This is a genomic window from Rossellomorea aquimaris, assembly GCF_008180865.1.
GTDB lineage: Bacteria > Bacillota > Bacilli > Bacillales > Bacillaceae_B > Rossellomorea > Rossellomorea yichunensis.
Genome location: NZ_VTEX01000004.1, coordinates 480,094 through 504,509, shown reverse-complemented (window position 1 = coordinate 504,509; position 24,416 = coordinate 480,094). Strand labels below are relative to the sequence as shown.

The 24,416-nt window shown below is 42.3% G+C and carries 19 protein-coding genes and 1 other annotated feature; of the genes, 17 read left to right on the top strand and 2 right to left on the bottom strand.

Going from position 1 to position 24,416, the window contains the following annotated elements:
- Positions 1-464 precede the first annotated feature (464 nt).
- The 6 genes from lonB (at position 465) to FZC88_RS17840 (ending at position 7,809) form a co-directional block, all read left to right on the top strand.
- Entirely contained in the window at positions 465-2,123 is a 1,659-nt protein-coding gene (lonB, locus tag FZC88_RS17865; protein WP_148995855.1) for an ATP-dependent protease LonB, read from the top strand.
- Between the two features lie 171 nt (positions 2,124-2,294).
- Positions 2,295-4,619, top strand: coding sequence for an endopeptidase La (gene lon / locus FZC88_RS17860; protein ID WP_148969850.1), 2,325 nt, complete (start codon positions 2,295-2,297; stop codon positions 4,617-4,619).
- On the top strand, positions 4,616-5,200 hold the full coding sequence (yihA, locus tag FZC88_RS17855) for a ribosome biogenesis GTP-binding protein YihA/YsxC (RefSeq protein WP_148969849.1): 585 nt from the start codon (positions 4,616-4,618) through the stop codon (positions 5,198-5,200). Before lon ends, yihA begins: the two co-directional genes overlap by 4 nt.
- Before the next feature lie 332 nt (positions 5,201-5,532).
- Complete coding sequence (locus FZC88_RS17850) at positions 5,533-6,315, top strand: transporter substrate-binding domain-containing protein (protein WP_148969848.1); 783 nt, start codon at positions 5,533-5,535, stop codon at positions 6,313-6,315.
- Between the two features lie 89 nt (positions 6,316-6,404).
- Complete coding sequence (locus FZC88_RS17845; protein WP_148969847.1) at positions 6,405-7,052, top strand: amino acid ABC transporter permease; 648 nt, start codon at positions 6,405-6,407, stop codon at positions 7,050-7,052.
- 34 nt (positions 7,053-7,086) lie between these two features.
- Positions 7,087-7,809 (top strand): amino acid ABC transporter ATP-binding protein, encoded by a 723-nt coding sequence (locus tag FZC88_RS17840; protein ID WP_187443691.1) that lies wholly within the window; start codon positions 7,087-7,089, stop codon positions 7,807-7,809.
- A 56-nt stretch (positions 7,810-7,865) separates the two neighbouring features.
- Here the strand turns inward: FZC88_RS17840 and FZC88_RS17835 are convergent, their stop codons facing one another.
- The gene (locus FZC88_RS17835) at positions 7,866-8,354 is read right to left on the bottom strand and encodes a LiaI-LiaF-like domain-containing protein (RefSeq protein ID WP_148995854.1); all 489 of its coding nucleotides are present in this window, start codon (positions 8,352-8,354) and stop codon (positions 7,866-7,868) included.
- A gap of 394 nt (positions 8,355-8,748) precedes the next feature.
- Between FZC88_RS17835 and hemA the strand changes: the two genes are divergently transcribed.
- The 8 genes from hemA to ysxE all read left to right on the top strand — a co-directional run bounded on the left by hemA (position 8,749) and on the right by ysxE (position 17,802).
- The gene (gene hemA / locus FZC88_RS17830) at positions 8,749-10,101 is read left to right on the top strand and encodes a glutamyl-tRNA reductase (protein WP_148995853.1); all 1,353 of its coding nucleotides are present in this window, start codon (positions 8,749-8,751) and stop codon (positions 10,099-10,101) included.
- A 15-nt stretch (positions 10,102-10,116) separates the two neighbouring features.
- Positions 10,117-10,950 carry a cytochrome c biogenesis protein CcsA gene (gene ccsA, locus FZC88_RS17825; RefSeq protein ID WP_148995852.1) on the top strand — a complete coding sequence of 278 codons (834 nt, stop codon included), beginning with the start codon at positions 10,117-10,119 and terminating at the stop codon, positions 10,948-10,950.
- 17 nt (positions 10,951-10,967) lie between these two features.
- Entirely contained in the window at positions 10,968-11,900 is a 933-nt protein-coding gene (gene hemC, locus FZC88_RS17820) for a hydroxymethylbilane synthase (RefSeq protein ID WP_148995851.1), read from the top strand.
- Positions 11,900-12,691: a uroporphyrinogen-III synthase gene (locus FZC88_RS17815; RefSeq protein WP_148995850.1), complete on the top strand. Its 792-nt coding sequence runs from the start codon at positions 11,900-11,902 to the stop codon at positions 12,689-12,691. Before hemC ends, FZC88_RS17815 begins: the two co-directional genes overlap by 1 nt.
- 27 nt (positions 12,692-12,718) lie before the next feature.
- Positions 12,719-13,693 (top strand): porphobilinogen synthase, encoded by a 975-nt coding sequence (gene hemB, locus FZC88_RS17810; RefSeq protein WP_148969841.1) that lies wholly within the window; start codon positions 12,719-12,721, stop codon positions 13,691-13,693.
- A gap of 55 nt (positions 13,694-13,748) precedes the next feature.
- Positions 13,749-15,041: a glutamate-1-semialdehyde 2,1-aminomutase gene (gene hemL, locus FZC88_RS17805; RefSeq protein ID WP_148995849.1), complete on the top strand. Its 1,293-nt coding sequence runs from the start codon at positions 13,749-13,751 to the stop codon at positions 15,039-15,041.
- 381 nt (positions 15,042-15,422) lie between these two features.
- Positions 15,423-16,640: a stage VI sporulation protein D gene (gene spoVID, locus FZC88_RS17800; RefSeq protein WP_148995848.1), complete on the top strand. Its 1,218-nt coding sequence runs from the start codon at positions 15,423-15,425 to the stop codon at positions 16,638-16,640.
- A gap of 133 nt (positions 16,641-16,773) precedes the next feature.
- The gene (ysxE, locus tag FZC88_RS17795; protein ID WP_148995847.1) at positions 16,774-17,802 is read left to right on the top strand and encodes a spore coat protein YsxE; all 1,029 of its coding nucleotides are present in this window, start codon (positions 16,774-16,776) and stop codon (positions 17,800-17,802) included.
- 36 nt (positions 17,803-17,838) lie between these two features.
- On the opposite strand, the gene FZC88_RS17790 is transcribed toward ysxE, so the two are convergent.
- The gene (locus FZC88_RS17790) at positions 17,839-18,027 is read right to left on the bottom strand and encodes a hypothetical protein (RefSeq protein ID WP_044339496.1); all 189 of its coding nucleotides are present in this window, start codon (positions 18,025-18,027) and stop codon (positions 17,839-17,841) included.
- A gap of 164 nt (positions 18,028-18,191) precedes the next feature.
- Positions 18,192-18,418 (top strand) — a binding site (T-box leader).
- A 70-nt stretch (positions 18,419-18,488) separates the two neighbouring features.
- Between FZC88_RS17790 and FZC88_RS17785 the strand changes: the two genes are divergently transcribed.
- From FZC88_RS17785 to FZC88_RS17775, 3 genes are all read left to right on the top strand, one after another.
- On the top strand, positions 18,489-21,140 hold the full coding sequence (locus FZC88_RS17785) for a valine--tRNA ligase (protein WP_148995846.1): 2,652 nt from the start codon (positions 18,489-18,491) through the stop codon (positions 21,138-21,140).
- 142 nt (positions 21,141-21,282) lie between these two features.
- Positions 21,283-22,587 carry a bifunctional folylpolyglutamate synthase/dihydrofolate synthase gene (locus tag FZC88_RS17780; protein WP_262371938.1) on the top strand — a complete coding sequence of 435 codons (1,305 nt, stop codon included), beginning with the start codon at positions 21,283-21,285 and terminating at the stop codon, positions 22,585-22,587.
- 111 nt (positions 22,588-22,698) lie between these two features.
- Entirely contained in the window at positions 22,699-24,411 is a 1,713-nt protein-coding gene (locus tag FZC88_RS17775; protein ID WP_148995845.1) for a sensor domain-containing diguanylate cyclase, read from the top strand.
- Positions 24,412-24,416: the final 5 nt, after the last annotated feature.

Here is a 24,416-nt window from a genome sequence, read left to right as displayed (position 1 = left end):
CTTACCTTCTATTAGAAAAAGGAGGAAATATATAGTTTCTTTAGCTCAAAAATCGTCTCATCTCATCCCATAGCTGTCAAGAAAACCATTTGACAGCTATGGGATGAGATGAGAAGGGGTCAGTAAGCTAAAGAAGGAGAAAGTCTAGCCAGTAACGGCTTTAACGCAAAATAAAAGAAGGAGCTAAAAAGGCTTCTTTTATTAAAGTTGCCTTTAAATCGATGTGCATAATGAGTATTGACAGTTTCGTTCATATCAGGAGGCTCGACTTCCTCCCCGCGGAAAGCAAGTGCCTGGAGCGGAAAGGAACGGACTTTGTTTTCATACAATCGCTTAATTATCATCAGTAGTCGTTCCATATTTATTAATTTTACTCATTTTAGAACCAGAATTTTTTTGTTTATTCCCACAGGGTCAAGGAGATACTAACCGATAACAACTTGTATCTACTTGGAGGGAGACGAATGAGCTTTACTAGCATCGCTTTGTTTATCCAATTATTCTTCGGAATCATCATTGGATTGTATTTCTGGAACCTATTGAAAAATCAGCGAACGCAAAAAGTTTCCATTGATCGTGAGTCAAAAAAAGAAATGGAAGAGTTACGTAAAATGAGATCCATTTCATTAACTGAACCTCTTGCCGAGAAAGTAAGACCATCAAGCTTTGAAGATATTGTCGGCCAGGAAGATGGAATTAAAGCCTTGAAAGCAGCATTATGCAGTCCGAACCCTCAGCATGTGATCATCTATGGTCCGCCTGGAGTCGGGAAAACCGCAGCTGCCCGGCTGGTCCTGGAAGAAGCCAAGAAGAATATGAAATCGCCTTTTAAACCTGCCGCCGTTTTTGTTGAACTGGATGCCACAACCGCACGTTTCGATGAACGGGGAATTGCGGATCCATTGATTGGGTCTGTCCATGACCCCATCTATCAAGGAGCGGGAGCCATGGGACAAGCAGGGATTCCCCAGCCGAAGCAAGGGGCTGTAACGAATGCCCATGGAGGAGTATTGTTCATTGATGAAATAGGAGAATTGCATCCTATCCAAATGAATAAATTATTAAAAGTACTTGAAGATCGCAGAGTGTTTCTTGAAAGTGCCTACTATAATGAAGAAAATCATCAAATCCCTACCCACATACATGATATTTTCAAAAATGGCCTTCCGGCAGATTTTCGTTTAATCGGTGCGACCACCCGTACCCCAAGTGAAATTCCGCCTGCCATTCGCTCAAGATGTATGGAAGTTTTCTTTAGAGAGCTTGAGCATGATGAAGTGAAAAAAGTAGCTGCCAGAGCCGTTGAAAAAGTAGAGATGATGATTAGTGACAAGGGCCTTGAAACGCTTGCCTCCTATGCCCGTAATGGACGTGAAGCGGTTAATATGGTTCAGATTGCGGCTGGAGTGGCCATTACCGAAAACAGAAAAGAAATCTTTGATCATGAACTCGAGTGGATCATCCAATCCAGTCAGCTTTCTCCCCGCTATCAGAAAAAAATCAATGAACAAGCAACGATCGGTCTAGTAAATGGGTTAGCCGTAACAGGCCCTAATACGGGTTCATTACTCGAGATTGAAGTAACGGTTATCCCTGCAACGGATAAAGGACTGATCAATGTGACGGGAATTGTGGAAGAAGAAAGCATTGGGGATCGTAGTAAATCAGTCCGAAGAAAAAGCATGGCGAAAGGCTCCATCGAAAATGTGATTACCGTGCTCCGTTCCATGGGAGTACCTGCTGATCAATATGATATTCATGTGAACTTTCCTGGTGGAGTCCCTGTAGACGGACCTTCTGCCGGAATCGCCATGGCACTTGGCATCTACTCTGCCATTTACCGTATACCAGTGAAACATACCATTGCTGTTACCGGTGAGATCAGTATCCACGGTCTCGTGAAACCAGTCGGGGGCGTGACCGCGAAAGTGAAGGGTGCAAAATTGGCAGGTGCAACCATAGCGATCATCCCTTATGATAACCAGCAAGCAATGTTAAGTGAAATTGAGGGGATTGAAGTGATCCCGGTGAAACAGCTTAAAGAAGTATTGGATCTTGCTCTTATGAAGGAAGCACCACACCAAACTGATCTTATAACAGAACAAAATAAGAAAAGTGTATAGACTGTTGACCGATTCGGGTCTATCCGAATCGGTTTGTTTTTGAATGGAAGAGAAACTGGAATAAGCGATAAACGGTGTGAATAAAGTTGTAAATACCTATTTAATAGACACTACCTAGTAAATAAGTTAGAATTGTACAAAGACTTAGAGCAAAATTCGGAGGTGTTATATGTGGCAAATCAAAATAATTTAACGGTTCCCCTCCTTCCATTAAGAGGCTTACTTGTGTATCCAACAATGGTCTTGCATTTAGATGTTGGACGTGAGCGCTCCGTACAAGCTTTAGAAAAAGCAATGATGGATGATCATTTAATTTTCTTAACCACTCAAAGAGATATGAATATAGATGAGCCAACACAAGAAGATTTTTACGAAATGGGAACTCTTACAAAGGTAAAGCAGATGCTTAAATTACCGAATGGAACAATCAGAGTTCTGGTTGAAGGTTTAAACAGGGCGTCTATTGAAACATTTACTGATCAAAAAGACTTTTATGAAGTGGAAATTAAGGAATTCAAAGATTCCGATGTGAAAGAATCAGAAACAGACGCTTTAATGAGGACGTTATTGAATTATTTCGAACAATACATAAAGCTATCAAAAAAAGTTTCAGCCGAAACGTACTCCACTGTGTCAGATATTGAAGAGCCGGGAAGACTTGCGGATATCGTTGCCTCCCATCTTCCTTTGAAGATGAAAGAAAAGCAAAACGTTCTTGAAACACTGGATATTAAGAAAAGGCTTCAAATGGTGATCGAGACCATTAACAATGAAAAAGAAGTGCTTAGCCTTGAGAAGAAAATCGGGCAGCGTGTGAAGCGTTCCATGGAAAGAACCCAAAAAGAATACTACTTACGGGAACAAATGAAAGCCATTCAAAAAGAATTAGGCGACAAAGAAGGAAAAACCGGTGAAATTGAAGATTTGACATCAAAGATTGAACAAGCGGATATGCCTGAGGATGTTGAAAGAACCGTATTGAAAGAGTTGGCCCGCTACGAGAAAGTGCCATCAAGCTCGGCTGAAAGCTCTGTCATTCGTAATTATATCGAATGGCTTGTATCGCTTCCTTGGTCGACTGAAACTGAAGATCAATTGGATATAAATCGCTCTGAACAAATCTTAAACCGCGATCATTACGGGCTTGAAAAGGTAAAAGAGAGGGTGCTTGAATACCTGGCCGTTCAACAGTTAACGCGATCTCTAAAAGGGCCTATCCTATGTCTTGCCGGACCTCCGGGTGTCGGGAAAACGAGCTTAGCCCGCTCGGTGGCTGAATCACTGGGTCGAAACTTTGTCAGGATTTCCCTTGGAGGCGTCAGGGATGAGTCGGAGATCAGAGGTCACAGGCGTACGTATGTGGGTGCGATGCCAGGGAGAATCATTAGGGGCATGAAAAAAGCAGGTACCATCAACCCTGTCTTCCTTCTTGATGAAATTGACAAAATGTCAAGTGACTTCAGAGGTGATCCTTCGTCAGCGATGCTTGAAGTACTTGATCCAGAACAGAATTCGAACTTCAGTGATCACTATATTGAAGAAACGTATGATTTATCCAAGGTCATGTTCATCGCAACAGCGAATGATTTATCGACCATTCCAGGTCCACTCAGAGACAGGATGGAGATCATCACGATTGCAGGTTATACGGAGCTTGAAAAATTAAATATAGCGAAGCATCATTTATTAGATAAGCAGATCAAAGATCATGGCTTAAATAAATCGAAGCTTCAAGTCAGGGATGAAGCGATTGTCGATATTGTTCGCTATTACACAAGAGAAGCAGGCGTGAGAAGTTTAGAACGCCACCTTGCAGCCCTTTGTAGAAAAACGGCGAAGATCATTGTCTCCGGTGAGAAGAAGCGAGTCGTGATTACGTCCAGTAATATTGAAGAGTTCCTGGGGAAGAAAAAGTTCCGTTATGGTCAAGCGGAAATAGAAAACCAAATCGGGGTTTCAACAGGTCTTGCTTACACGACCGTTGGCGGAGATACTTTGCAGATCGAGGTATCCTTAGCCCCTGGTAAAGGGAAGCTTGTGCTGACAGGTAAATTGGGAGATGTCATGAAGGAATCCGCTCAGACGGCATTTAGTTATGTTCGTTCGAAAGCGAAAGACCTTGGGATCGACGAGTCATTCCACGAGAAACATGATATTCACATCCACGTTCCTGAAGGAGCAGTCCCAAAAGACGGTCCTTCAGCAGGGATTACAATAACAACGGCACTGGTATCAGCACTGACAGGTAAATACGTCAATCGTGAAGTAGGAATGACAGGTGAAATGACTCTGAGAGGAAGAGTACTTCCAATCGGAGGAGTAAAAGAAAAAACATTAAGCGCTCATCGTGCTGGCATTAAAACGATTATCCTTCCCAAAGATAATGAAAAGGATATTGACGATATTCCTGAAAGTGTAAGGGAAGAATTAACGTTTATCCTTGTATCCCATATCGATGAAGTCTTAGAGAAAGCATTAGTAGGTGAAAAGAAGTGAAAGTAAATCAAGTTGAGCTAGTCATCAGTGCAGTCAGGCCTGAACAATATCCTGGGGATATTCTTCCTGAGTTTGCATTAGCGGGACGCTCGAACGTAGGGAAATCCTCATTCATCAATAAAATGATCGGTCGTAAGAGCATGGCAAGGATTTCATCCAAGCCGGGTAAAACCCAGACGCTGAACTTCTATAAAATAGAAGAAACCCTCTATTATGTGGACGTGCCTGGATATGGTTTTGCCAAAGTATCCAAAACAGAACGGGAAGCATGGGGGAAGATGATTGAAACATACATCACTTCCCGTGAGCAGCTGAGGGCGGTTGTCCTCATTGTGGACCTGCGCCATGCGCCAACCAATGATGATGTGATGATGTACGATTTCCTCAAGCATCATGAGCTTCCATGCATCGTCATCGCCACGAAAGCCGACAAGATCCCAAAAGGCAAATGGCAGAAACACTTAAAAGTAACAAGAGAAACGCTAAATATGGACAAAGAAGACGATCTCATCATGTTCTCTTCCGAAACAGGCCTTGGAAAAGACAAAGCCTGGGACGCCATCAAGTCGTATTATAAATAAGTCTTAAAAAGAACCGGTTTCCACATATATGGAGATTGGTTCTTTTTTTATGACCAAATAGTGACAGCACCACTATAGCTTAAAAGTAGTATAAAAGAGGGTCTACAGAAGTCCGTATAAGGTTTTTTGACCTATAACACCAAAGCATATGAAAGGAAATAAAAGGATAGAGACGCATATGTACCTGTAAATGAGCTGAATCCGTTTCATCCACTAAAATGGAAAATTATAAGCTGTGGAAGCTATATTTGAATTTTGAGAATTTTCTCTTTTGTTGATAAAATTATGAAAGATTAAAAATATTACAAGCTACATAAGGGGGACTCTAGCCAGTGAAGAATTGGAAAAGCCTAGTCTTGTTAGTCATTTCTGTGCTTCTTCTATCAGCCTGCGGCGACAAAGCCACAACGGAAAATGGTGCGAAGTTAGTAGAGGAAGGCAAATTCATTTATGCAGCTTCAGGTGAATTCAAGCCATTCAGTGTAACAAATAATGATGGAACCATGTCAGGTTTCGATATTGAAGTGGCAGAAGCCGTTGCGAAAGAAATGGGTCTTGAACCTGAACAGAAGAAATTTAAGTTTGCAGGAATTGTAGAAGGAGTGAAATCGGGTCGTTTTGATGCAGCGGTTGCCAGCCATACGATCACGGATGAGCGCTTGAAGGAAGTAGACTTCTCAACTCCTTATTATTATTCCGGCCCGCAGATTTTCGTTCGTCCGGACAGTTCTGTAGAAACGCTGGATGACCTGGAAGGAATGGAGATTGCCGTTTCAAAGGGATCTACTTATGCAGAGACTGCCCAGGGAGTAACGGATAATATTCAACAATATGATAGTGACGTAGTCGCATTAGAAGCATTAAATAAGGGCAAGCATGATGCCGTTATCACCGACTTCATTACAGGCAAAGAAGCGATTGCTGCTGATTTGAATATCGAAGCGCGTGAGCTGATCGGCCGCAGTGAACAAGCCATCGCTGTAAGCAAAGAAAATGAAGCGTTACTGGATGAAGTCAATAAAGCTTTAGAAACATTAAGAGAAGACGGAACGCTCAAGAAAATCAGTGAAAAGTATTTCAATACAGATATCACATCAGATCCCGAAGAAGAGTAAAGGCAGCATGACACAGAGCGAATGTGCTTCTATGCGCATTCGCTTTTTGTCCGTTATTTACACGGATTGAATAGACTGGAGGGAAGTTCATGCACTTTTTTGAAACGTTAACAAGTACATATGATGTTTTTCTTAAAGGGATGTTATTAACATTCCAATTAACCTTTGTATCTGTTCTGATTGCGATTGTGATTGGTTTGTTTTTCGCTTTTCTCAAGATTTCCGGAATCAAGCCATTGGAACTTTTAGCGGATTTATATATTTTCGTAGTACGTGGAACACCATTGATTGTTCAAATCTTTATTTTCTACTTTGGATTAACCTCATTAAATATCTCAGGCTTCTGGTCTGTCGTAATGGGACTTGCCTTCCATAACGGGGCCTATATCGCCGAGATTTTCCGTGGAGCCATTCAGTCCATTGATAAAGGACAAATGGAAGCGGGACGGTCCCTCGGGATGTCTCTCGGGTTGTCCATGAGAAGAATCATTCTTCCACAGGCATTCAGACGGGCCCTGCCGCCACTGGGCAATCAGTTCATCATTGCATTAAAGGATTCATCTCTTGCATCATTCATCGGGATGTTCGAATTGTTCAGTGTGGCAACGACGCTTGGTTCCAACAACTTCGATTACATGACTTACCTGCTCGTTGTAGCGATCTATTATCTGGTACTGGTACTGGTATTCTCAACGATTGTCAATATCATAGAAAAACGGATGTCGGTTAGTGATTAATAAAGATGCGGGAGGGATGAGTGTGAGTCAGGAAATGATTAAAGTTGAAAAATTAAATAAATCCTTTGGTGATTTACATGTATTGAAGGACATTGATATCAGCGTAAAGGAAAGTGATGTGGTTTGCCTCATTGGAGCCAGTGGATCAGGGAAGAGTACATTGCTCCGCTGCTTAAACTTCCTGGAACTGAAAGACAATGGAAAGGTTGTCATCGAAGGCGATGAAGTCAACCAGGATACACATGATTTAAATAAAATCCGTCAAAAAGTTGGAATGGTGTTTCAACATTTCTACCTTTTCCCTCACAAAACGGTCCTGGAAAATGTGATGGAAGCACCTGTTTACGTAAAAGGTGTTCAGAAGTCCCAAGCAAAAAAGGATGCGAAAGAATTATTAAAGAAGGTTGGACTTGGGGATAAGGAAAATGTATACCCATCCAAGCTATCCGGTGGACAGAAACAGCGTGTGGCCATTGCAAGGGCACTTGCCATGAAGCCTGAAATCATGCTCTTCGATGAACCCACCTCTGCACTGGATCCTGAATTGGTCGGAGAGGTTTTGGCAACCATGAAAGAGCTTGCTTTAGAGGGGATGACGATGGTCGTCGTGACCCATGAAATGGGATTTGCCCGCGAGGTAGCCGATTGGGTCGTGTATATGCACGATGGCAGGATCGTGGAAGTGGGACCTCCCCAGGAATTGTTCAACGCTCCAAAAGAGCAGCGGACGAGAGAGTTTTTGGATTCAGTCCTCTAATAGTACGTACAAAAGCCCGGAGCAAATTCCGGGCTTTTATTATGGATTATTCAGGACTATTTTTTCTTTATAAACAATAAGTAGACACCGATTCCAATAATGATAATCGGCCAGAATTCCCATGCAGTCTCCACATTTCCTCCTATGAAACCAAACCATCCCACCACTTTGTCATAGAATAAGAGAATAATAGAAAGGGTTAAAAAGAGCACCCCTTGAAATAGCCCTGCTCTCGTTTTCTGGTACCTGAGCAGAAAACCCAATGCAATGATCAGAATGAAAGTCCCCATGTGATCCGGCCAGATTTCGAGTTTATTGACAACATGAAAGTGGAGACCGAATCCAACGAGAATCGTGCCCGGTAATATCGCTTCATAATCTCTCCCGCCATATCCCTGTCCGAGAAAAGCAAATCCAACAATCATCAGTAAAGTTGGCCACGTGAAGAACTCCTGAAACAGGACTATGTTCGCTTGTTGTAAGTAAAAGTATGCCCCAAAGCCGATTAAGATCATTCCTGGGAAAATTCTTTGTTGTTGTTTCATACTCTTCCTCCCGTATCTTTTAATACTAAATGTTTTAAATGCTGTTTTTTCAGGGAAAATAATACATACTAATGATAATAAGCCCGGATGTCCAGGCGAAAAACCTTTCCATTACTTGATTCTTTAGGCTTGTTTTGGTACCCTACATTAGTAGGGAATGTCGAAATATAGAAGATTTTTTTAGAATTGAAAATGCTTTCATGCACATTCTTTATTAATCTTAAATGTATATGATGAAATGAATGTTTTGCAAGTATCGGAAGAAGCATGCCTTCTTTCCTTTATAAATGTATCATACTTAGGTTTCAATTTCTGTTCACATTTTTGTGTCGGGAGCTTTTTAGGACATGTTATAATAAGAGTAATGATTTTAGTTGGGGGTGTAGTGCATAGCATGTATACAATAGTCGTTGGTTTGAATTACAAAACGGCCCCTGTTGAGATTCGTGAGCGTTTATCATTCAATGAAACTGATCTTCCTTTCGCTATGAAGGCTTTGAAGGAAAAGAAGAGCATTCTGGAAAATGTGATTGTTTCTACATGTAATAGAACGGAAGTCTATGCAGTAGTGGATCAGCTTCATACAGGTCGTTATTATATTAAAGATTTCTTATCTCAATGGTTCGATATAGATAAAGAGGAGTTCACGCCTTATCTTTTCATTTATGAACAAGAAGGAGCGGTCGAACACCTTTTTAAGGTTGCGTGCGGATTGAATTCAATGGTGTTGGGGGAAACCCAGATTCTTGGACAGATTCGTTCAAGCTTCCTGAATGCACAGGAGTCAGGTGCGACTGGTACAGTATATAATCATCTGTTCAAGCAGGCAGTGACGGTAGCGAAAAAGGGTCACTCTGAAACAGATATTGGTTCCAATGCGGTGTCTGTCAGCTATGCAGCCGTTGAATTAGCTAAAAAAGTATTCGGCAGCCTGGAGAAAAAGCATGTTCTTATTCTTGGTGCCGGTAAAATGGGAGAACTTGCGATCCAAAACCTTCATGGCAGCGGAGCCACTAAAGTGACGGTCATCAATCGTACGTTTGAAAAGGCTCAAACCTTGGCAGACCGTTTCAGTGGTAATGCCAAAACATTGAAGGAGCTTCAATGTGCCCTTGTAGAGGCGGATATTATGATCAGTTCTACCGGTGCAAAGGATTTTGTCATTACAAAAGAAATGATGTCACATGTGGAAAGCATGAGGAAGGGACGTCCTCTTTTCATGGTGGATATTGCGGTACCTCGTGACCTGGATCCTTCCATCGGAGAATTAGAAAGTGTCTTCCTTTATGATATCGACGATTTAGAAGGCATCGTTCAGGCGAACCTGGCTGAGCGAAAGAAAGCCGCTGAGGAAATCGAAATCATGATTGAAGCTGAAATTGTAGCTTTTAAAGAGTGGTTGAATATGCTTGGAGTTGTTCCGGTTATTTCAGCACTGCGACAAAAAGCACTTTCCATTCAAGCTGAAACGATGGAAAGCATTGAACGGAAAATGCCCGACTTAACTGATCGGGAGCGAAAAGTGTTAAATAAGCATACGAAGAGTATAATCAATCAGTTGTTGAAGGATCCGATCCTTCAAGCGAAGGAATTCGCAGGACTTCCTGATGCTGAAGATAAACTGGATTTATTCATCAATATCTTTAATATTGAACAACAAGTGCAAGAGCAGAAACAAGTGAAAGCAGCCAATGAAAAGACTGAGAGCGATCTTAAGCTTGTACCACAACCTTCTTTTCAAGCATAAGTGAGGTTATTGTCTATGTTTGAACAAACGATGACTAGGCTGCATGAACTTATGATTGTTCTGTATGCTATTAGTATTCTCTTTTACTTTATAGATTTCTTAAACAAAAACCGGAAGGCGAATCTGTTTGCCTTCTGGTTACTTGCGATTGTTTGGATCCTTCAAACAATCTTTTTATTTCTATACATGATGAATACAGGCAGGTTTCCAGTCCTCACCATCTTTGAGGGACTTTATTTTTATGCCTGGGTCCTCATTACACTATCACTTGTCATCAATCGATTATTAAGAGTGGATTTTACGGTGTTCTTTACAAATGTACTGGGATTCATCATCATGGCGATCCATACGTTTGCACCGGTACAGGTTGAGTCACGGGCGATGGCAGAACAGCTCGTATCTGAATTATTGTTGATTCATATTACGATGGCCATCCTTTCGTATGGTGCATTTTCACTATCCTTTGTGTTTTCCTTGCTTTACCTCCTGCAATTTAAACTTTTGAAGGAGAAAAAATGGGGACAAAGGTTATGGCGGATCAGCGATTTGTCCAAACTTGAAAAGATTTCATATATATCGAACTCCATTGGTGTAGCCATGCTTCTATTGAGCTTGATACTGGGTCTGCAATGGGCATACATCAAACTGCCGGAATTCCTATGGTATGATCCGAAAATAGTAGGGTCATTCATTCTATTAATTTTATATAGTAGTTATTTATATCTTCGCATTAAAAAGAACGTATTTGGTAAATCTTTAGCTTTTCTTAATGTTGCAGCCTTTTTGATCATTTTAATTAACTTTTTCTTGGGTAGTAGGTTGTCTTCATTTCATTTCTGGTATTCATAAGTTTTCAGGAGGTCATTATGAGAAAAATCATTGTTGGATCGAGACGAAGTAAATTAGCACTGACACAAACAAATTGGGTGATCAATCAGTTGAAAGCACTGGATCCCTCTTACGAATTCGAAGTGAAGGAAATCGTTACAAAAGGGGACCAGATCCTTGATGTCACCCTGTCAAAAGTCGGCGGAAAAGGCTTGTTTGTAAAAGAAATTGAACAAGCAATGATGGATAAAGAGATCGATATGGCCGTTCACAGTATGAAAGACATGCCTGCGGTCTTACCTGAAGGATTGACCATCGGATGTATACCGATTCGCGAGGATCACCGAGATGCGTTCATCAGTAAAAATCATGTGGCGCTTAAAGACTTACCTGGCGGTGCAATCATAGGAACGAGCAGTCTGCGAAGAGGGGCACAGATTTTATCCGTTCGTCCGGATCTTGAAATCAAATGGATACGTGGAAATATCGATACGCGCTTATCGAAGCTTAAAAATGAGGATTACGACGCGATCATCCTTGCAGCGGCAGGGTTATCACGTATGGGCTGGACATCAGATGTTGTAACGGAATTCCTTGATCCAGACCTTTGCCTGCCTGCAGTCGGTCAAGGTGCGTTATCCATTGAATGCAGGGAAGATGATTCTGAGTTGCTGGAGCTTCTTCAGAAGTTTGCGTGTGTTGAGACGACTGAGACCGTTACGGCTGAAAGAGCGTTCCTTCATAAAATGGAAGGCGGATGCCAGGTGCCGATTGCAGGATTTGCTGAGCTGAAAGACAATGGGGACGTAGCTCTAACGGGGCTTGTAGCTTCACCTGATGGAAAAACGATTTATAAAGAATACATGGTGGGACCAAATCCTCAGCAAGTAGGGGAGAAAGTCGCTGAAAGCTTAACAGACCTGGGAGCCAAGGCTTTAATCGATCAGGTGAAAGAGGAGCTAGATCAATAATGAAGGGTAAAGGGCCTTTAGAAAACATAAAGGTTTTGATTACTCGCGGAAGTGAGGGATCCAGTGAAACGGCTTCCCTCATTGAAGACGTGGGAGGGGTTCCGATTGTGGTGCCGCTCCTTCATTTTCAACCTCATGAAGATGAGTGGGAAACGAATCTTCACACAACCATACATACGTACGAATGGATTATTTTCACAAGCAAAAATGGAGTAAGATTCTTTCTACAAGCATTGAAACGATTACAGCTCGATTTATCTTCTTTTTCCGGGAAGTTTGCTGCAGTCGGAAGTAAAACGGAACAATATTGCAGGAAATATGGGATTCCTGTTTCCTTCGTGCCCGATCATTTTACAGGAGATGACTTTGCAGACGAATTCATTTCGAAAGTGAAGCCTTCAGGAGACGTTCTGATCCCCAAAGGGAACCTGGCAAGAAACGTCATTGCTTCAGAGCTGGCCTCTGCAGGGGTATCCTGTCAGGAATGGATCGTCTATGAAACCGTCCTTCCAGAAGGGTGCATCGGTCAGTTGAAGGGCATCATTGAAAAAGAAGAACTTGATATCATTACGTTTACCAGCTCATCAACGGTTCATCATTTTATGAAGGTGGTCGATCAGTACAATCTTCATGATAAAATCGGGGACATACCCATTGCCTGCATTGGTCCCATTACAAAAAATACGGCTGAAAAGTACGGATTACATGTAAAAATCTGTCCAGGCATATATACTGTAAATGAAATGGTAAACGAAATGAAAGAATTTATCACGAATAGACCATCAAAATAAAGCTTTATTTACTTAGGAGGTTTACACATGAAAGACCTGCATTTTAACCGTCATCGCCGCCTGCGTCAATCAGATCATATGCGTGCGTTAGTAAGGGAAACTCATCTAAGAAAAGAAGATTTAATTTATCCACTGTTTGTAGTTGAAGGGGAAAATATTAAGAATGTCGTTCCTTCCATGCCAGGGGTTTTTCACATTTCCCTGGATAACTTAAAAGCGGAAATGGATGAAGTGGTTTCCTTAGGTATCAAATCCATCATTTTATTCGGTGTTCCAGCTGAAAAAGATGAGGCAGGAACCCAAGCATATCATGACCATGGAATCGTCCAAAGAGCAACCCGATTTGTGAAGGAACATTATCCTGAGCTTGTCGTCATTGCCGATACTTGTTTATGTCAATATACGAGCCACGGACATTGTGGAATCGTTAAAGATGGAAAAGTACTGAATGATCCTACGCTCGATTTATTAGCAAAAACGGCGGTAAGCCAGGCTGAAGCAGGAGCTGATATCATTGCTCCTTCGAATATGATGGATGGATTCGTTGCAGCGATCCGCCACGGATTGGACGAGGCCGGCTATCATGATGTGCCGATCATGTCATATGCCGTTAAGTACTCTTCAAGCTTCTATGGTCCATTCCGTGATGCCGCACACTCTACTCCGCAATTCGGAGATCGCAGAACGTATCAGATGGATCCTGCCAATCGCCTTGAAGCGTTAAGAGAAGCACAATCGGATATAGAAGAAGGCGCAGACTTCTTAATTGTCAAACCTGCCCTTTCCTATTTAGATATCATGCGGGAAGTGAAAGACCGTTTTAATGCCCCTGTTGTCGCTTATAACGTAAGTGGAGAGTACAGCATGGTGAAAGCAGCGGCTCAAAACGGCTGGGTAAACGAACAGGAAATCGTAATGGAAAAGCTGACAAGCATGAAACGTGCGGGTGCAGACCTTATTATTACGTATTTCGCAAAAGATGTAGCGAATTGGTTATCCTAAATGGTGGAAAGTTCCTGTAAGGATGACGAAAAGATCACTAAAGGAGGAAACCGGAATGCGTTCATATGAGAAATCGAAGCAAGCGTTCAAAGAAGCAGTAAAACTGATGCCTGGCGGAGTAAACAGTCCTGTACGTGCATTCAAATCCGTAAAGATGGATCCTATTTTCATGGAAAGAGGAAAAGGAGCTAAAATTTACGATATCGATGGAAATGAATATATTGACTATGTTCTATCCTGGGGACCACTCATTCTTGGGCACAGCAATGACCGCGTGGTGGAGTCCATTAAAAAAGTAGCGGAAAACGGGACAAGCTTCGGTGCCCCGACAGAGATTGAAAACAAACTTGCCGAATTAGTCATTGAAAGAGTTCCAAGTATCGAAGTGGTCCGTATGGTGTCCTCTGGTACGGAGGCGACGATGAGTGCCCTGCGTCTTGCGCGTGGATACACTGGACGCAATAAAATCCTCAAGTTCGAAGGCTGCTACCACGGTCATGGAGATTCCTTATTAATCAAGGCAGGATCAGGTGTTGCGACTCTCGGATTGCCCGACAGCCCTGGTGTACCTGAAGGCGTAGCAAAGAATACGATTACGGTGGCTTATAATGACTTGGAAAGCATCCGTTATGCCTTTGAACAATTTGGTGATGACATCGCTGGTGTGATCGTAGAACCTGTTGCAGGTAATATGGGTGTCGTTCCACCTCAGCCGGGATTCCTGGAAGGCCTACGTGAAATAACGGAAAATCATGGTTCTCTGCTGATATTTGATGAAGTCATGACTGGATTCCGTGTCGGATACGGATGTGCCCAAGGCTATTACAATGTAACTCCGGACTTAACTTGTTTAGGAAAAGTCATTGGTGGAGGTCTGCCGGTAGGTGCATACGGCGGTAAAGCTGAAATCATGGAAAGAATCGCTCCAAGCGGTCCGATTTATCAAGCCGGAACCCTTTCAGGGAATCCATTGGCCATGACGGCAGGATACGAAACACTGAGCCAGCTGACTCCTGAAACATACACAGAGTTCGCACGCAAAGCAGACCTGTTGGAAGAGGGCTTAAAGAAAGCGGCAGAAAAGCATAACATCCCTCACAGAATCAATCGTGCCGGTTCCATGATCGGGATCTTCTTCACCAATGAAGAAGTAACCAACTACGAAGGTGCGAAATCATCAGACCTAGAGATGTTTGCCGATTACTACCGTGAAATGGCCCATGAAGGAGTATTCTTACCACCTTCCCAATTTGAAGGACTTTTCTTATCTACCGCTCATACAGATGAAGATATTGAAAAGACCCTTGAAGCTGCTGAAAAAGCGTTTGAAAAGATTAGTAAGAAGTAATGATGATAGCCGATCCTTTTTATAGGGATCGGCTATTTTTTTACGGAAGCGGGGATGGCAGGAGTGTGTCGAATATTGTAGAACAGTCGATATCTTGAAAAAACGGTCGATAAAATGAAAGAACGGTCGATAAATCCATCTGAAGGTCGGTAAATCAAAATAACGGTCGATAAATCAAAATAACTGTTGATAAATTAAAAGAACGGTCGATAATTCCAAACGACCAACATCAATCCGAAACACACCCCGGTTTCTAAATCAAAATCCCCACACTACCCACAACTTTTCGTTTTCCTATCATATTCCTCCTTTTCAGTTCATAAAGTGATAATGGCATTGTTTACTATTTCTTTGTTTGGAACCTGAAAGGAGGAATTTCTTTTGTCACAAGAACAACAATCGTGTTTGCGATTTTCCTTGGAAGAATCAATATGGTTTAAAAAAGGACAGGAAGTTGAAGAATTGCTATCTATCTCCTTAGATCCTCATATAACGATACAAGAGCAAGAGCAGTACGTACTTATCAGGGGAAGCCTTGATCTTTCCGGTGAATATTTACCAACCTCACCGAGGGATGAAGAAGAGGATGAGTTTGAAGCGGGTGGTAAGTTTGTCCAAATAGTTGAAAAGAGGGAAAAAGGTGAGTATGAATTTGTCCACCGTTTCCCGGTCGATGTGACGATTCCGAAAAATAGAATTGCCAATCTTGGTGATATCGACGTGTTCGTGGAGTCATTCGATTATATGGTTCCTGAGAATGCTTGCTTAAAATTGAATGCCGATCTGACGATTACAGGGATTTATGGAGAACAGCAGACGCACACTCCCCTTGAAGCTGAATTTAGCAGAGAGGAAGATTACGAGCCGCTATACCGTTCGAGTGCAGTTGCTGAAGTAGAAGAGGAAACAACCGAAGAAGAAATAGAGACAGAGGAAGAGCAAGAAGAAAGAGAAGAAGTATACGAGTATGAGAACTACGACGTGGAAGAATTAACGGGGAACGTTGAAGAACAGGAGGAAGAAGAGGATTCTGGAGACGACGAGTACCAGCCGTTTAATCTGGAAGGTCGGACACCGCCATCTGAAGAAGACGATGAGATACCTGTACAGATTCAATACGATGCTCAGCCTGCTCATACCTTTGAGGAAAATTATTTCCGAAAAGAAAACGTGTTTGAAATGCCACAGCATGAACTGAGCGAGTCATCTGAAGAACAGCCGGCTGCACCAAAGACAGCCTACACACCGCCTCCTAAATATAATCAGCAGGAGGAGGAAGAAGAGTCCTCTTCATCATCCGCAGTAGAAGCAGAAATGGAAGATAGCGAAGAAGAGAAGGATGAAAAGAAAAAGACTAAAGGTAAAAAGAAATATGAGAGCATTTCCCTTACCGATTTCTTTGCGAGAAAAGAAGAGGAAAGGGGTGCAACATTAAGGGTATGCATCGTTCAAGAGGGAGAGACGCTGGATTATATAGCAGAAAAGTATGATCTGACCATTCCTCAGCTATTGAGGGTCAATCAGCTTGAAGCCAATCAAGACGTCTATGTAGGGCAGGTTCTATATATCCCGAAAAGCGAATTTGTCTTCAAGGGTTAAAAAAGGAATATAGCAAGGTCGCTCCCATCTGAGAAGAGCGCAATTGCAATATAGAAGGAACTACGGGGCTGACACCAAATTCATTGGAGTTAGTCCGTTTTTTTTAGAAAAGTAATCTTAGAAGGTGAGAGGTATGGTACAAACGCTGGAGGGATTAAAGCCTGTCTTACAACCTTATGGTGTCGAACCCCATTTTGTTGAGAATTACGGGAAGATTTCCAAAGTATTCTCCAATAAAGGGACACTTGCTGTAAAGCAGCTGACCGCCCAAACTGGAGTTGATTTTGTCAGGAATGTACAGATGTTGTTTCAAAGGGGCTATAACCGTATCGTACCGATCTATCCGACATTGGATGGGCGCTATGCGGTGTGGAACGATGGGCAGTTATATTATGTCATGCCCTGGCTCTTGAACCAGGAAAGGGAAGATCAATTTGAAAAGCATCAGAAAATGTTCCGGGAATTGGCAAGACTTCATACTCTCTCCTCTCAAGAAGTAAAGATTGATAAAGAAGAGAGAGAATCTCATTACGAGCAGCTGACATCCAGATGGGATAAAGAACAGCAGTTTCTCGATGAATATGTGGAAACATGTGAAAGGACAACGTATATGTCTCCTTTTCAATTCCATTTTTGCATGTACTATAAGGACGCTTCCCAGGCACTGAAATTTTCCCGGAAAATGCTGGATGAATGGTATGAGGAAACGAAGGAGCTTGAGAAGGTCAGAACGGTCATTACACATGGAAAGATATCGACGGAGCATTTTTTATTCGATGAGAGAGGCATGGGGTATTTTCACAACTTTGAGAACTCAAAAATGGCATCACCCTTCCATGACCTGCTGCCGTTTTTGTCCAGAACATTGAAAACCTATCCTAAGTATTATGAGGAATGTATCGAGTGGCTAACCACCTATTTTCAGCATTTTACCGTCCGTAATGAGGAGCGGCTCCTGTTCATGAGTTATTTGGCTTATCCAAGTTCTGTCATCGCTGTGGTGGAAAAGTATTTTCATACAGCGAAGGATAAACGGAATGAACGGAAATCTCTTAAGAAGCTGCAACGGCATTACTGGCTTCTGAAAAACACGGAATACGTGGTCATGCGTTTAGATGAAATGGAAAAAAAGAAGCAGGAGCAGGCGGCCGAGGCAGAATGAAAAAAGGACTGGCGAAGTCCACATTTCGTCAGTCCATTAAATCCAATCGAAATAAATGGCAAGGCCTATACCGATAAAAAGAGTTAAAAGAAGGACATCAAAAGTGGTGGGAAGCAAAATGGTCCGGACCCCTTGAAAGATCGTAAAGGGTATGATGAATTGCTTACATATTAACCGGGCGTTCCCCATCCATTTCTGCATGGTGTATTGATTGATTTTCTTCATATTCGTCCACTCACTTTCCTGGGTATATTCACTACTTTATTCTATGAATTGAGAAAAAGAATGGTGCCTGAGTAGGCGAAATGAATATTTTTATGGAAAATTGGCGATAATGATTGACGAAAGTTTATCTTTTCCTATACTATAATGAGTAAATAAATAATACCTGAAAAGCAATGAACAGGAAGAGTACATTGATCCTTACTTTCAGAGAGGAAAATCATTAGCTGAGAGATTTTCTACGTTAAGACAATGGAAGGTCGCCTGAAGAGCTGTTTCTATGAATTTCAGTAGTAGAAGCCGGTTAAAAGCCGTTATGATCGTCGAGAGTTCAGGAGGCTTATTTCTCCTGAGAAAAAAGGTGGTACCGCGAATGGAATCCTTCGTCCTTTTCATAGGACGGGGGATTTTTTTATTTTTTTTAGAAAAGTGTAGTTATTCGCACTACTATAGGAGGAAAACAAATGGAAACTCAAGATCAGCAATTATCCATGCCGACAAAATATGATCCCAATGCCATTGAGCAGGGCAGATACAAATGGTGGCTGGAAGGTAAATATTTCGAAGCCAAAAACGATAAGGAGAAGGAGCCGTACACAATTGTCATTCCTCCTCCGAACGTAACAGGAAAACTTCATCTTGGTCATGCTTGGGACACAACGCTACAAGATATCCTGACTAGAATGAAGCGCATGCAGGGTTACGATGTATTATGGCTGCCGGGTATGGACCATGCAGGGATTGCGACACAGGCAAAAGTAGATGAAAAACTTCGCAATCAAGGCATTTCACGTTATGAATTAGGTCGTGAAAAGTTCGTAGAAGAAACATGGAAATGGAAAGAAGAATATGCTGAGCATATCCGTCAGCAATGGTCTAAGGTTGGATTAGGCTTAGATTATAGCCGTGAACGTTTCACGTTGGACGAGGGCTTATCGGAAGCTGTACAAAAGGTATTTGTAGACCTATATAACAAAGGCCTGATTTACCGTGGTGAATACATCATCAACTGGGACCCGGCAACGAAAACGGCCCTTTCCGACATTGAGGTTATTCACCAGGATATACAAGGTGCATTCTATCATATGAGATATCCGTTGGCTGATGGAAGTGGTCACATTGAAATTGCCACAACACGTCCAGAAACGATGCTTGGTGATACGGCAGTTGCGGTTCACCCGGAAGATGATCGCTACAAACATTTAATCGGCAAAAACGTTACCCTTCCAATCGTGGGACGTGAAATTCCGATCGTAGGAGATGACTACGTTGATATGGAATTCGGTTCCGGTGCAGTGAAAATAACGCCTGCTCACGATCCGAATGACTTCGAAATCGGTAATCGTCACAACTTAGAACGCGTTCTTGTGATGAACGAAGACGGAACGATGAATGACAAGGCGGATAAATACCAAGGCATGGATCGTTTTATGTGCCGCAAAGAAATTGTAAAGGACCTACAAGAAGCAGGAGTTCTATTCAAGATTGAAGAGCATATGCATTCAGTCGGTCACTCAGAAAGAAGTGGAGCGGTGGTTGAGCCTTATCTATCGACTCAGTGGTTCGTTAAGATGGATCCTCTCGCAGAAGAAGCGGTAAAACTTCAGCAGGAAGAGAATAAGGTCAACTTTGTACCTGATCGCTTTGAAACGTCTTACCTGCGCTGGATGGAAAACACGCGAGACTGGTGTATTTCCCGTCAGCTTTGGTGGGGACATCGCATCCCGGCCTGGTATCATAAAGAAACAGGCGAAATCTATGTAAACAACGATGCGCCGAAGGACATTGAAAACTGGACACAGGAAGAGGATGTACTGGATACATGGTTCAGTTCAGCTCTATGGCCGTTTTCAACGATGGGTTGGCCTGATCTGGATGCAGAAGATTTTAAACGCTATTACCCAACGAATACACTTGTGACCGGCTACGATATTATCGGTTTCTGGGTATCGCGCATGATCTTCCAAGGACTGGAGTTCACAGGAGAACGTCCATTTAAAGACGTACTGATTCACGGACTCGTTCGGGATGCAGATGGACGCAAGATGAGTAAGTCATTAGGTAATGGTGTAGACCCGATGGATGTCATCGAAAAGTATGGTGCAGATTCCCTTCGCTACTTCCTATCTACAGGCAGCTCGCCGGGGCAGGATCTTCGGTTCTCCTTTGAGAAAGTAGAATCTGTTTGGAACTTTGCGAATAAGATCTGGAATGCATCACGCTTCGCCCTTATGAACATGGACGGAATGACGTATGACGAAATCGATCTTTCCGGCGAAAAATCAGTAGCGGATAAATGGATTCTTACCCGTTTAAATGAAACAATCGAAACCGTGACACGATTAGCCGATCGATATGAATTTGGTGAAGTGGGACGCGTTCTTTACAACTTCATCTGGGATGATTTCTGTGATTGGTATATTGAAATGGCGAAACTGCCTCTATATGGAGAAGATGAAGCGGCTAAGAAAACAACCCGTTCGATTCTGGCTTATGTACTCGACAACACAATGAGACTTTTACACCCATTCATGCCGTTTATTACCGAGGAAATATGGCAGAACTTGCCGCATCAAGGCGAATCCATTACTGTAGCTGCATGGCCGACGGTTCAAGATGAACTTACAGACGAAGCGGCAGCGGAAGAGATGAAGCTGCTCGTTGACATCATTCGTGCTGTACGTAATGTACGTGCAGAGGTAAACACTCCGATGAGCAAGCAGATCAACTTGATGCTGAAAGCAAAAGATGCACACACCCTAACGATCATCGAGAAGAACAAAGCGTATATCGAAAAGTTCTGTAATCCAGAGAAGCTGGAAATGGGTACAGATTTAGATACACCGGATAAAGCGATGACGGCGGTTGTAACAGGTGTAGACTTATTCCTTCCATTAGAAGGATTAATCAACATCGAAGAAGAGATTGCCCGTCTTCAAAAAGAACTGGAGAAGTGGACGAAAGAAGTTTCCCGCGTTCAAGGCAAATTAAACAACGAAAAATTTGTGAGCAAGGCGCCTCAAAATGTAGTGGATGAGGAAAAAGCAAAAGAAAAAGATTATTTAGAGAAACAAGCGACTGTTAAAGCAAGAATTGAAGAGCTTAAATCACTATAATCTTTTGATCAGAGGATAAGAAGAGGGCTTTAGAATCGGGTCTGATTGTTGAGGTTGAGGGGATGCATCAAGGTTTTCTCTCCGGCAATCTGCCCCGACCTGAGCCCTCTTTCTAATGAAACCTTAAGGGGAGTGACTGAAATTGTTAACCTATGAGAAGGCCGTTGGATGGATACACTCAAGACTAAGACTTGGAATCAAGCCGGGTCTAGAGAGAATGCAGTACTTACTAGAGAAGCTTGGGAATCCTCATGAAAAGCTTAAAACCGTTCATATCGGGGGTACAAACGGAAAGGGTTCCACTGTCACTTATTTACGAAATATATTACAGGAATCAGGGTATTCAGTCGGCACCTTTACTTCACCCTATTTTGAGAGGTTCAATGAGAGGATCAGCATTAATGGAGAGCCTGTATCAGATGAAGATTTAACTCTTCTTGTGGAAAAGATCAAACCCATTGCAGAAAGCATGGAGCATTCTGAATGGGGAACCCCCTCTGAATTTGAAGTCATAACAGCTATGAGCTTTTATTATTTTGCTGAAATGCAACCGGTCGACCTCGTCCTTTATGAGGTTGGGCTTGGAGGAAGGCTTGATTCGACGAATGTCATCACACCTATGGTTTCAGTCATTACGAGCATCGGTCTGGATCATATGCAATTCCTGGGAAGCAGATTAGAAGACATAGCCTTTGAGAAAGCTGGGATCATCAAACATTCTGTTCCTGTCATATCAGGGGTTCACCAGAAAGAAGCGGCTGAAGTGATAAGAAAGAAAGCGTTGGAAATGAATAGTGACCTGTTTGAACTTGGAGAGGATTTTTCTGTGGAACAAAAAGCCTTACTCGAAAGAGGTGAGAGATTCCATTACACATCTCCCGTTCAGAATGAAACGTATGAGCTTTCCATGATTGGTGCACACCAAATCAATAATGCAGCGATTGCAATTAAAGTGATAGAGCTTCTTAGTGAAAAGCATAATATAGCAAGCACGCATATCAAAGAGGGGTTAAAAAAGGCATCATGGCCAGGCAGAATGGAAGCTCTATCATACAATCCCGGGATTTATATTGACGGTGCCCATAATCCTGAAGGGGTACAAGCCTTGGTGAAAACTATTAAGGACCGCTTTATGAATAAAAGAGTAACTGTTCTTTTATCGGCACTCCACGACAAAGAATTAAAACCGATGATCACTCAATTGGAAGAAGCGGTGGAGGAAATCGGATTTACAACCTTTGACTTTCCACGGGTCGCTTCAGTTGAAGAGCTTTATGAATTATCTTCCCATCCAAACAAGAAGAAAGTTCACCAATGGAGAGACTACGTTACTGAAAAAATACAAGGAATGAAAGAAGAAGAAGTGCTGTTAATAACAGGTTCACTTTACTTTTTATCTGAGGTAAAACCATATCTGGTGGACCAACTGGAAAATTACAGAAAATAATAAGTGACTTTATTGAACTGCTTTGATAAAATATTCTTAAACTTGTGACTATTTAACTAGTATAGTATGATCGAACTATATTAAATTGATTGTGGCCTATGGGGGATAGATATGACGTTATCAGTAAAGAAGAAGCTTTACATATTACTGACCTGGCTTTCAGTTGTACCCGCCGGTTTGTATATTACATATCAATACTATCCTCCTGAAAATATTGCAGGAAATGAATTAGAGCTCTTAACATTGGTGGCTTTTGCTACCTTTATCCCGCTTATGCCCATTGTGATAAATGGTGCGACCATCTTCTTCATCCAGTGGGTGACACTTGTAGGGTTCATAAAGTATGGTTTATTTGTTGAAATCATCCTCATGCAGTTCTCAATTATTCCATTACTCATCCGGCTTCAATTGACTAAACATGATTGGCATAGAATCCCCTTGAATTCTGTCATGTTCTTTATCGTTTCATTAGTCAGTGGTCTAGTCTATTTTTTATTTGGTGGAGAAGTCGGATTAAGAGATATAAATCAATTAATACTCCCTATCCTGAGTTATCAAATCGTATCGATCATGGTTAACCAGATACTGCTCCTGCTATATCAACACTATCTGGTAAATAGTGATGTCCGCTTTTACAGCAAGGATTTTGTATGGGATTTTACGGCAAACATGATCATGTTCCCCCTTTCTTTATCTCTCTATTATTTAACGTTTGAACTGGGAGCCGTTGCTTCTTTATTGATTGGTATCCCTTTTGTGAGCTTATCTATCATCTTGAAGATGTATAACTCTTCTGAAAAGATCAATGAATACCTTCAAAAAGCGGGTGAAATCGGTCACCAATTAACGGAAAGCCTTAAAGTAAATGAAGTGCTTGATATATTCATCGAGAAGATCATTGAGACTCTTCCGGTTGAATATGCCTATATCCTTGACTGCCAGGAAGAAGAACTTGTCCTGTTAAGACGGGTTGAAAAGGGAGAAATGAAGTCTAATAACCTGCGACCATTAAAGAAAAGCCAGGGTATCAGCGGTGTAGTATGGGAAACAGGGAAGTCCGTCCTCTATACTTCACGATCTGAATGGACCGGGATCGCTGAAGGGTACATGCCAGATGGAGTGGAAAGCGTTCTGTGCGTACCCATTGTAAGAAGTCAAAAGGTACGGGGAATCCTTCTATTGGCTTCTTCCAAAAAGAAAGCCTATGAAAAATATCAATTGATGATCGTCGATATTTTATGCTCCTATTTCGGAGTGGCGATCGCAAATGCCAGGCATCATGAACGGACGAAGAAGAACAGTGAGAGATGTGCCCTGACAGGACTATATAATTACCGCTATTTTGAAGATCTCCTGTACCTGGAATTCAGTCATCTCGATGTTGGGAAAAGGAAGAGTCTTTCCCTCATCATGCTCGACCTTGATCATTTTAAGGTCATCAACGATAACTATGGTCACCAGAGCGGTAACGAAATCCTGATTGAACTTGCAGACCGCCTTCGTACCCTGATTGATACCAGGGGAACGGTTGCGAGGTATGGAGGGGAGGAATTTGTCATCCTCCTTCCGGATACGAATCGGGATGAAGCGCTCAGCCTGGCAGAGCATGTCAGGAGTGCGATAGCCAACAACCCCTTCACCATCCATGATAGCCTGGATGAATCCAACAAACAAATGATGGTCCGGATCACCGCAAGCATCGGAGTTTCGACCGCACCTGAAGATGCTGAAGATACCCTGGCGCTCATCCGTCATGCAGACCGTGCGCTTTATACGGGGGCGAAACAGGCCGGGCGGAATCGGGTGGCTCAGTATATGAAATAGTTAAA

Coding starts and splice junctions, on each gene's coding strand:
- FZC88_RS17790 (WP_044339496.1), bottom strand. CDS start 18,027: ATGAAGAAAATCAATCAATACACCATGCAGAAATGGATGGGGAACGCC.
- FZC88_RS17785 (WP_148995846.1), top strand. CDS start 18,489: ATGGAAACTCAAGATCAGCAATTATCCATGCCGACAAAATATGATCCC.
- hemC (WP_148995851.1), top strand. CDS start 10,968: ATGAGAAAAATCATTGTTGGATCGAGACGAAGTAAATTAGCACTGACA.
- FZC88_RS17835 (WP_148995854.1), bottom strand. CDS start 8,354: ATGAAACAACAACAAAGAATTTTCCCAGGAATGATCTTAATCGGCTTT.
- hemL (WP_148995849.1), top strand. CDS start 13,749: ATGCGTTCATATGAGAAATCGAAGCAAGCGTTCAAAGAAGCAGTAAAA.
- FZC88_RS17845 (WP_148969847.1), top strand. CDS start 6,405: ATGCACTTTTTTGAAACGTTAACAAGTACATATGATGTTTTTCTTAAA.
- hemB (WP_148969841.1), top strand. CDS start 12,719: ATGAAAGACCTGCATTTTAACCGTCATCGCCGCCTGCGTCAATCAGAT.
- FZC88_RS17775 (WP_148995845.1), top strand. CDS start 22,699: ATGACGTTATCAGTAAAGAAGAAGCTTTACATATTACTGACCTGGCTT.
- FZC88_RS17840 (WP_187443691.1), top strand. CDS start 7,087: ATGATTAAAGTTGAAAAATTAAATAAATCCTTTGGTGATTTACATGTA.
- ysxE (WP_148995847.1), top strand. CDS start 16,774: ATGGTACAAACGCTGGAGGGATTAAAGCCTGTCTTACAACCTTATGGT.
- ccsA (WP_148995852.1), top strand. CDS start 10,117: ATGTTTGAACAAACGATGACTAGGCTGCATGAACTTATGATTGTTCTG.
- FZC88_RS17815 (WP_148995850.1), top strand. CDS start 11,900: ATGAAGGGTAAAGGGCCTTTAGAAAACATAAAGGTTTTGATTACTCGC.
- lonB (WP_148995855.1), top strand. CDS start 465: ATGAGCTTTACTAGCATCGCTTTGTTTATCCAATTATTCTTCGGAATC.
- hemA (WP_148995853.1), top strand. CDS start 8,749: ATGTATACAATAGTCGTTGGTTTGAATTACAAAACGGCCCCTGTTGAG.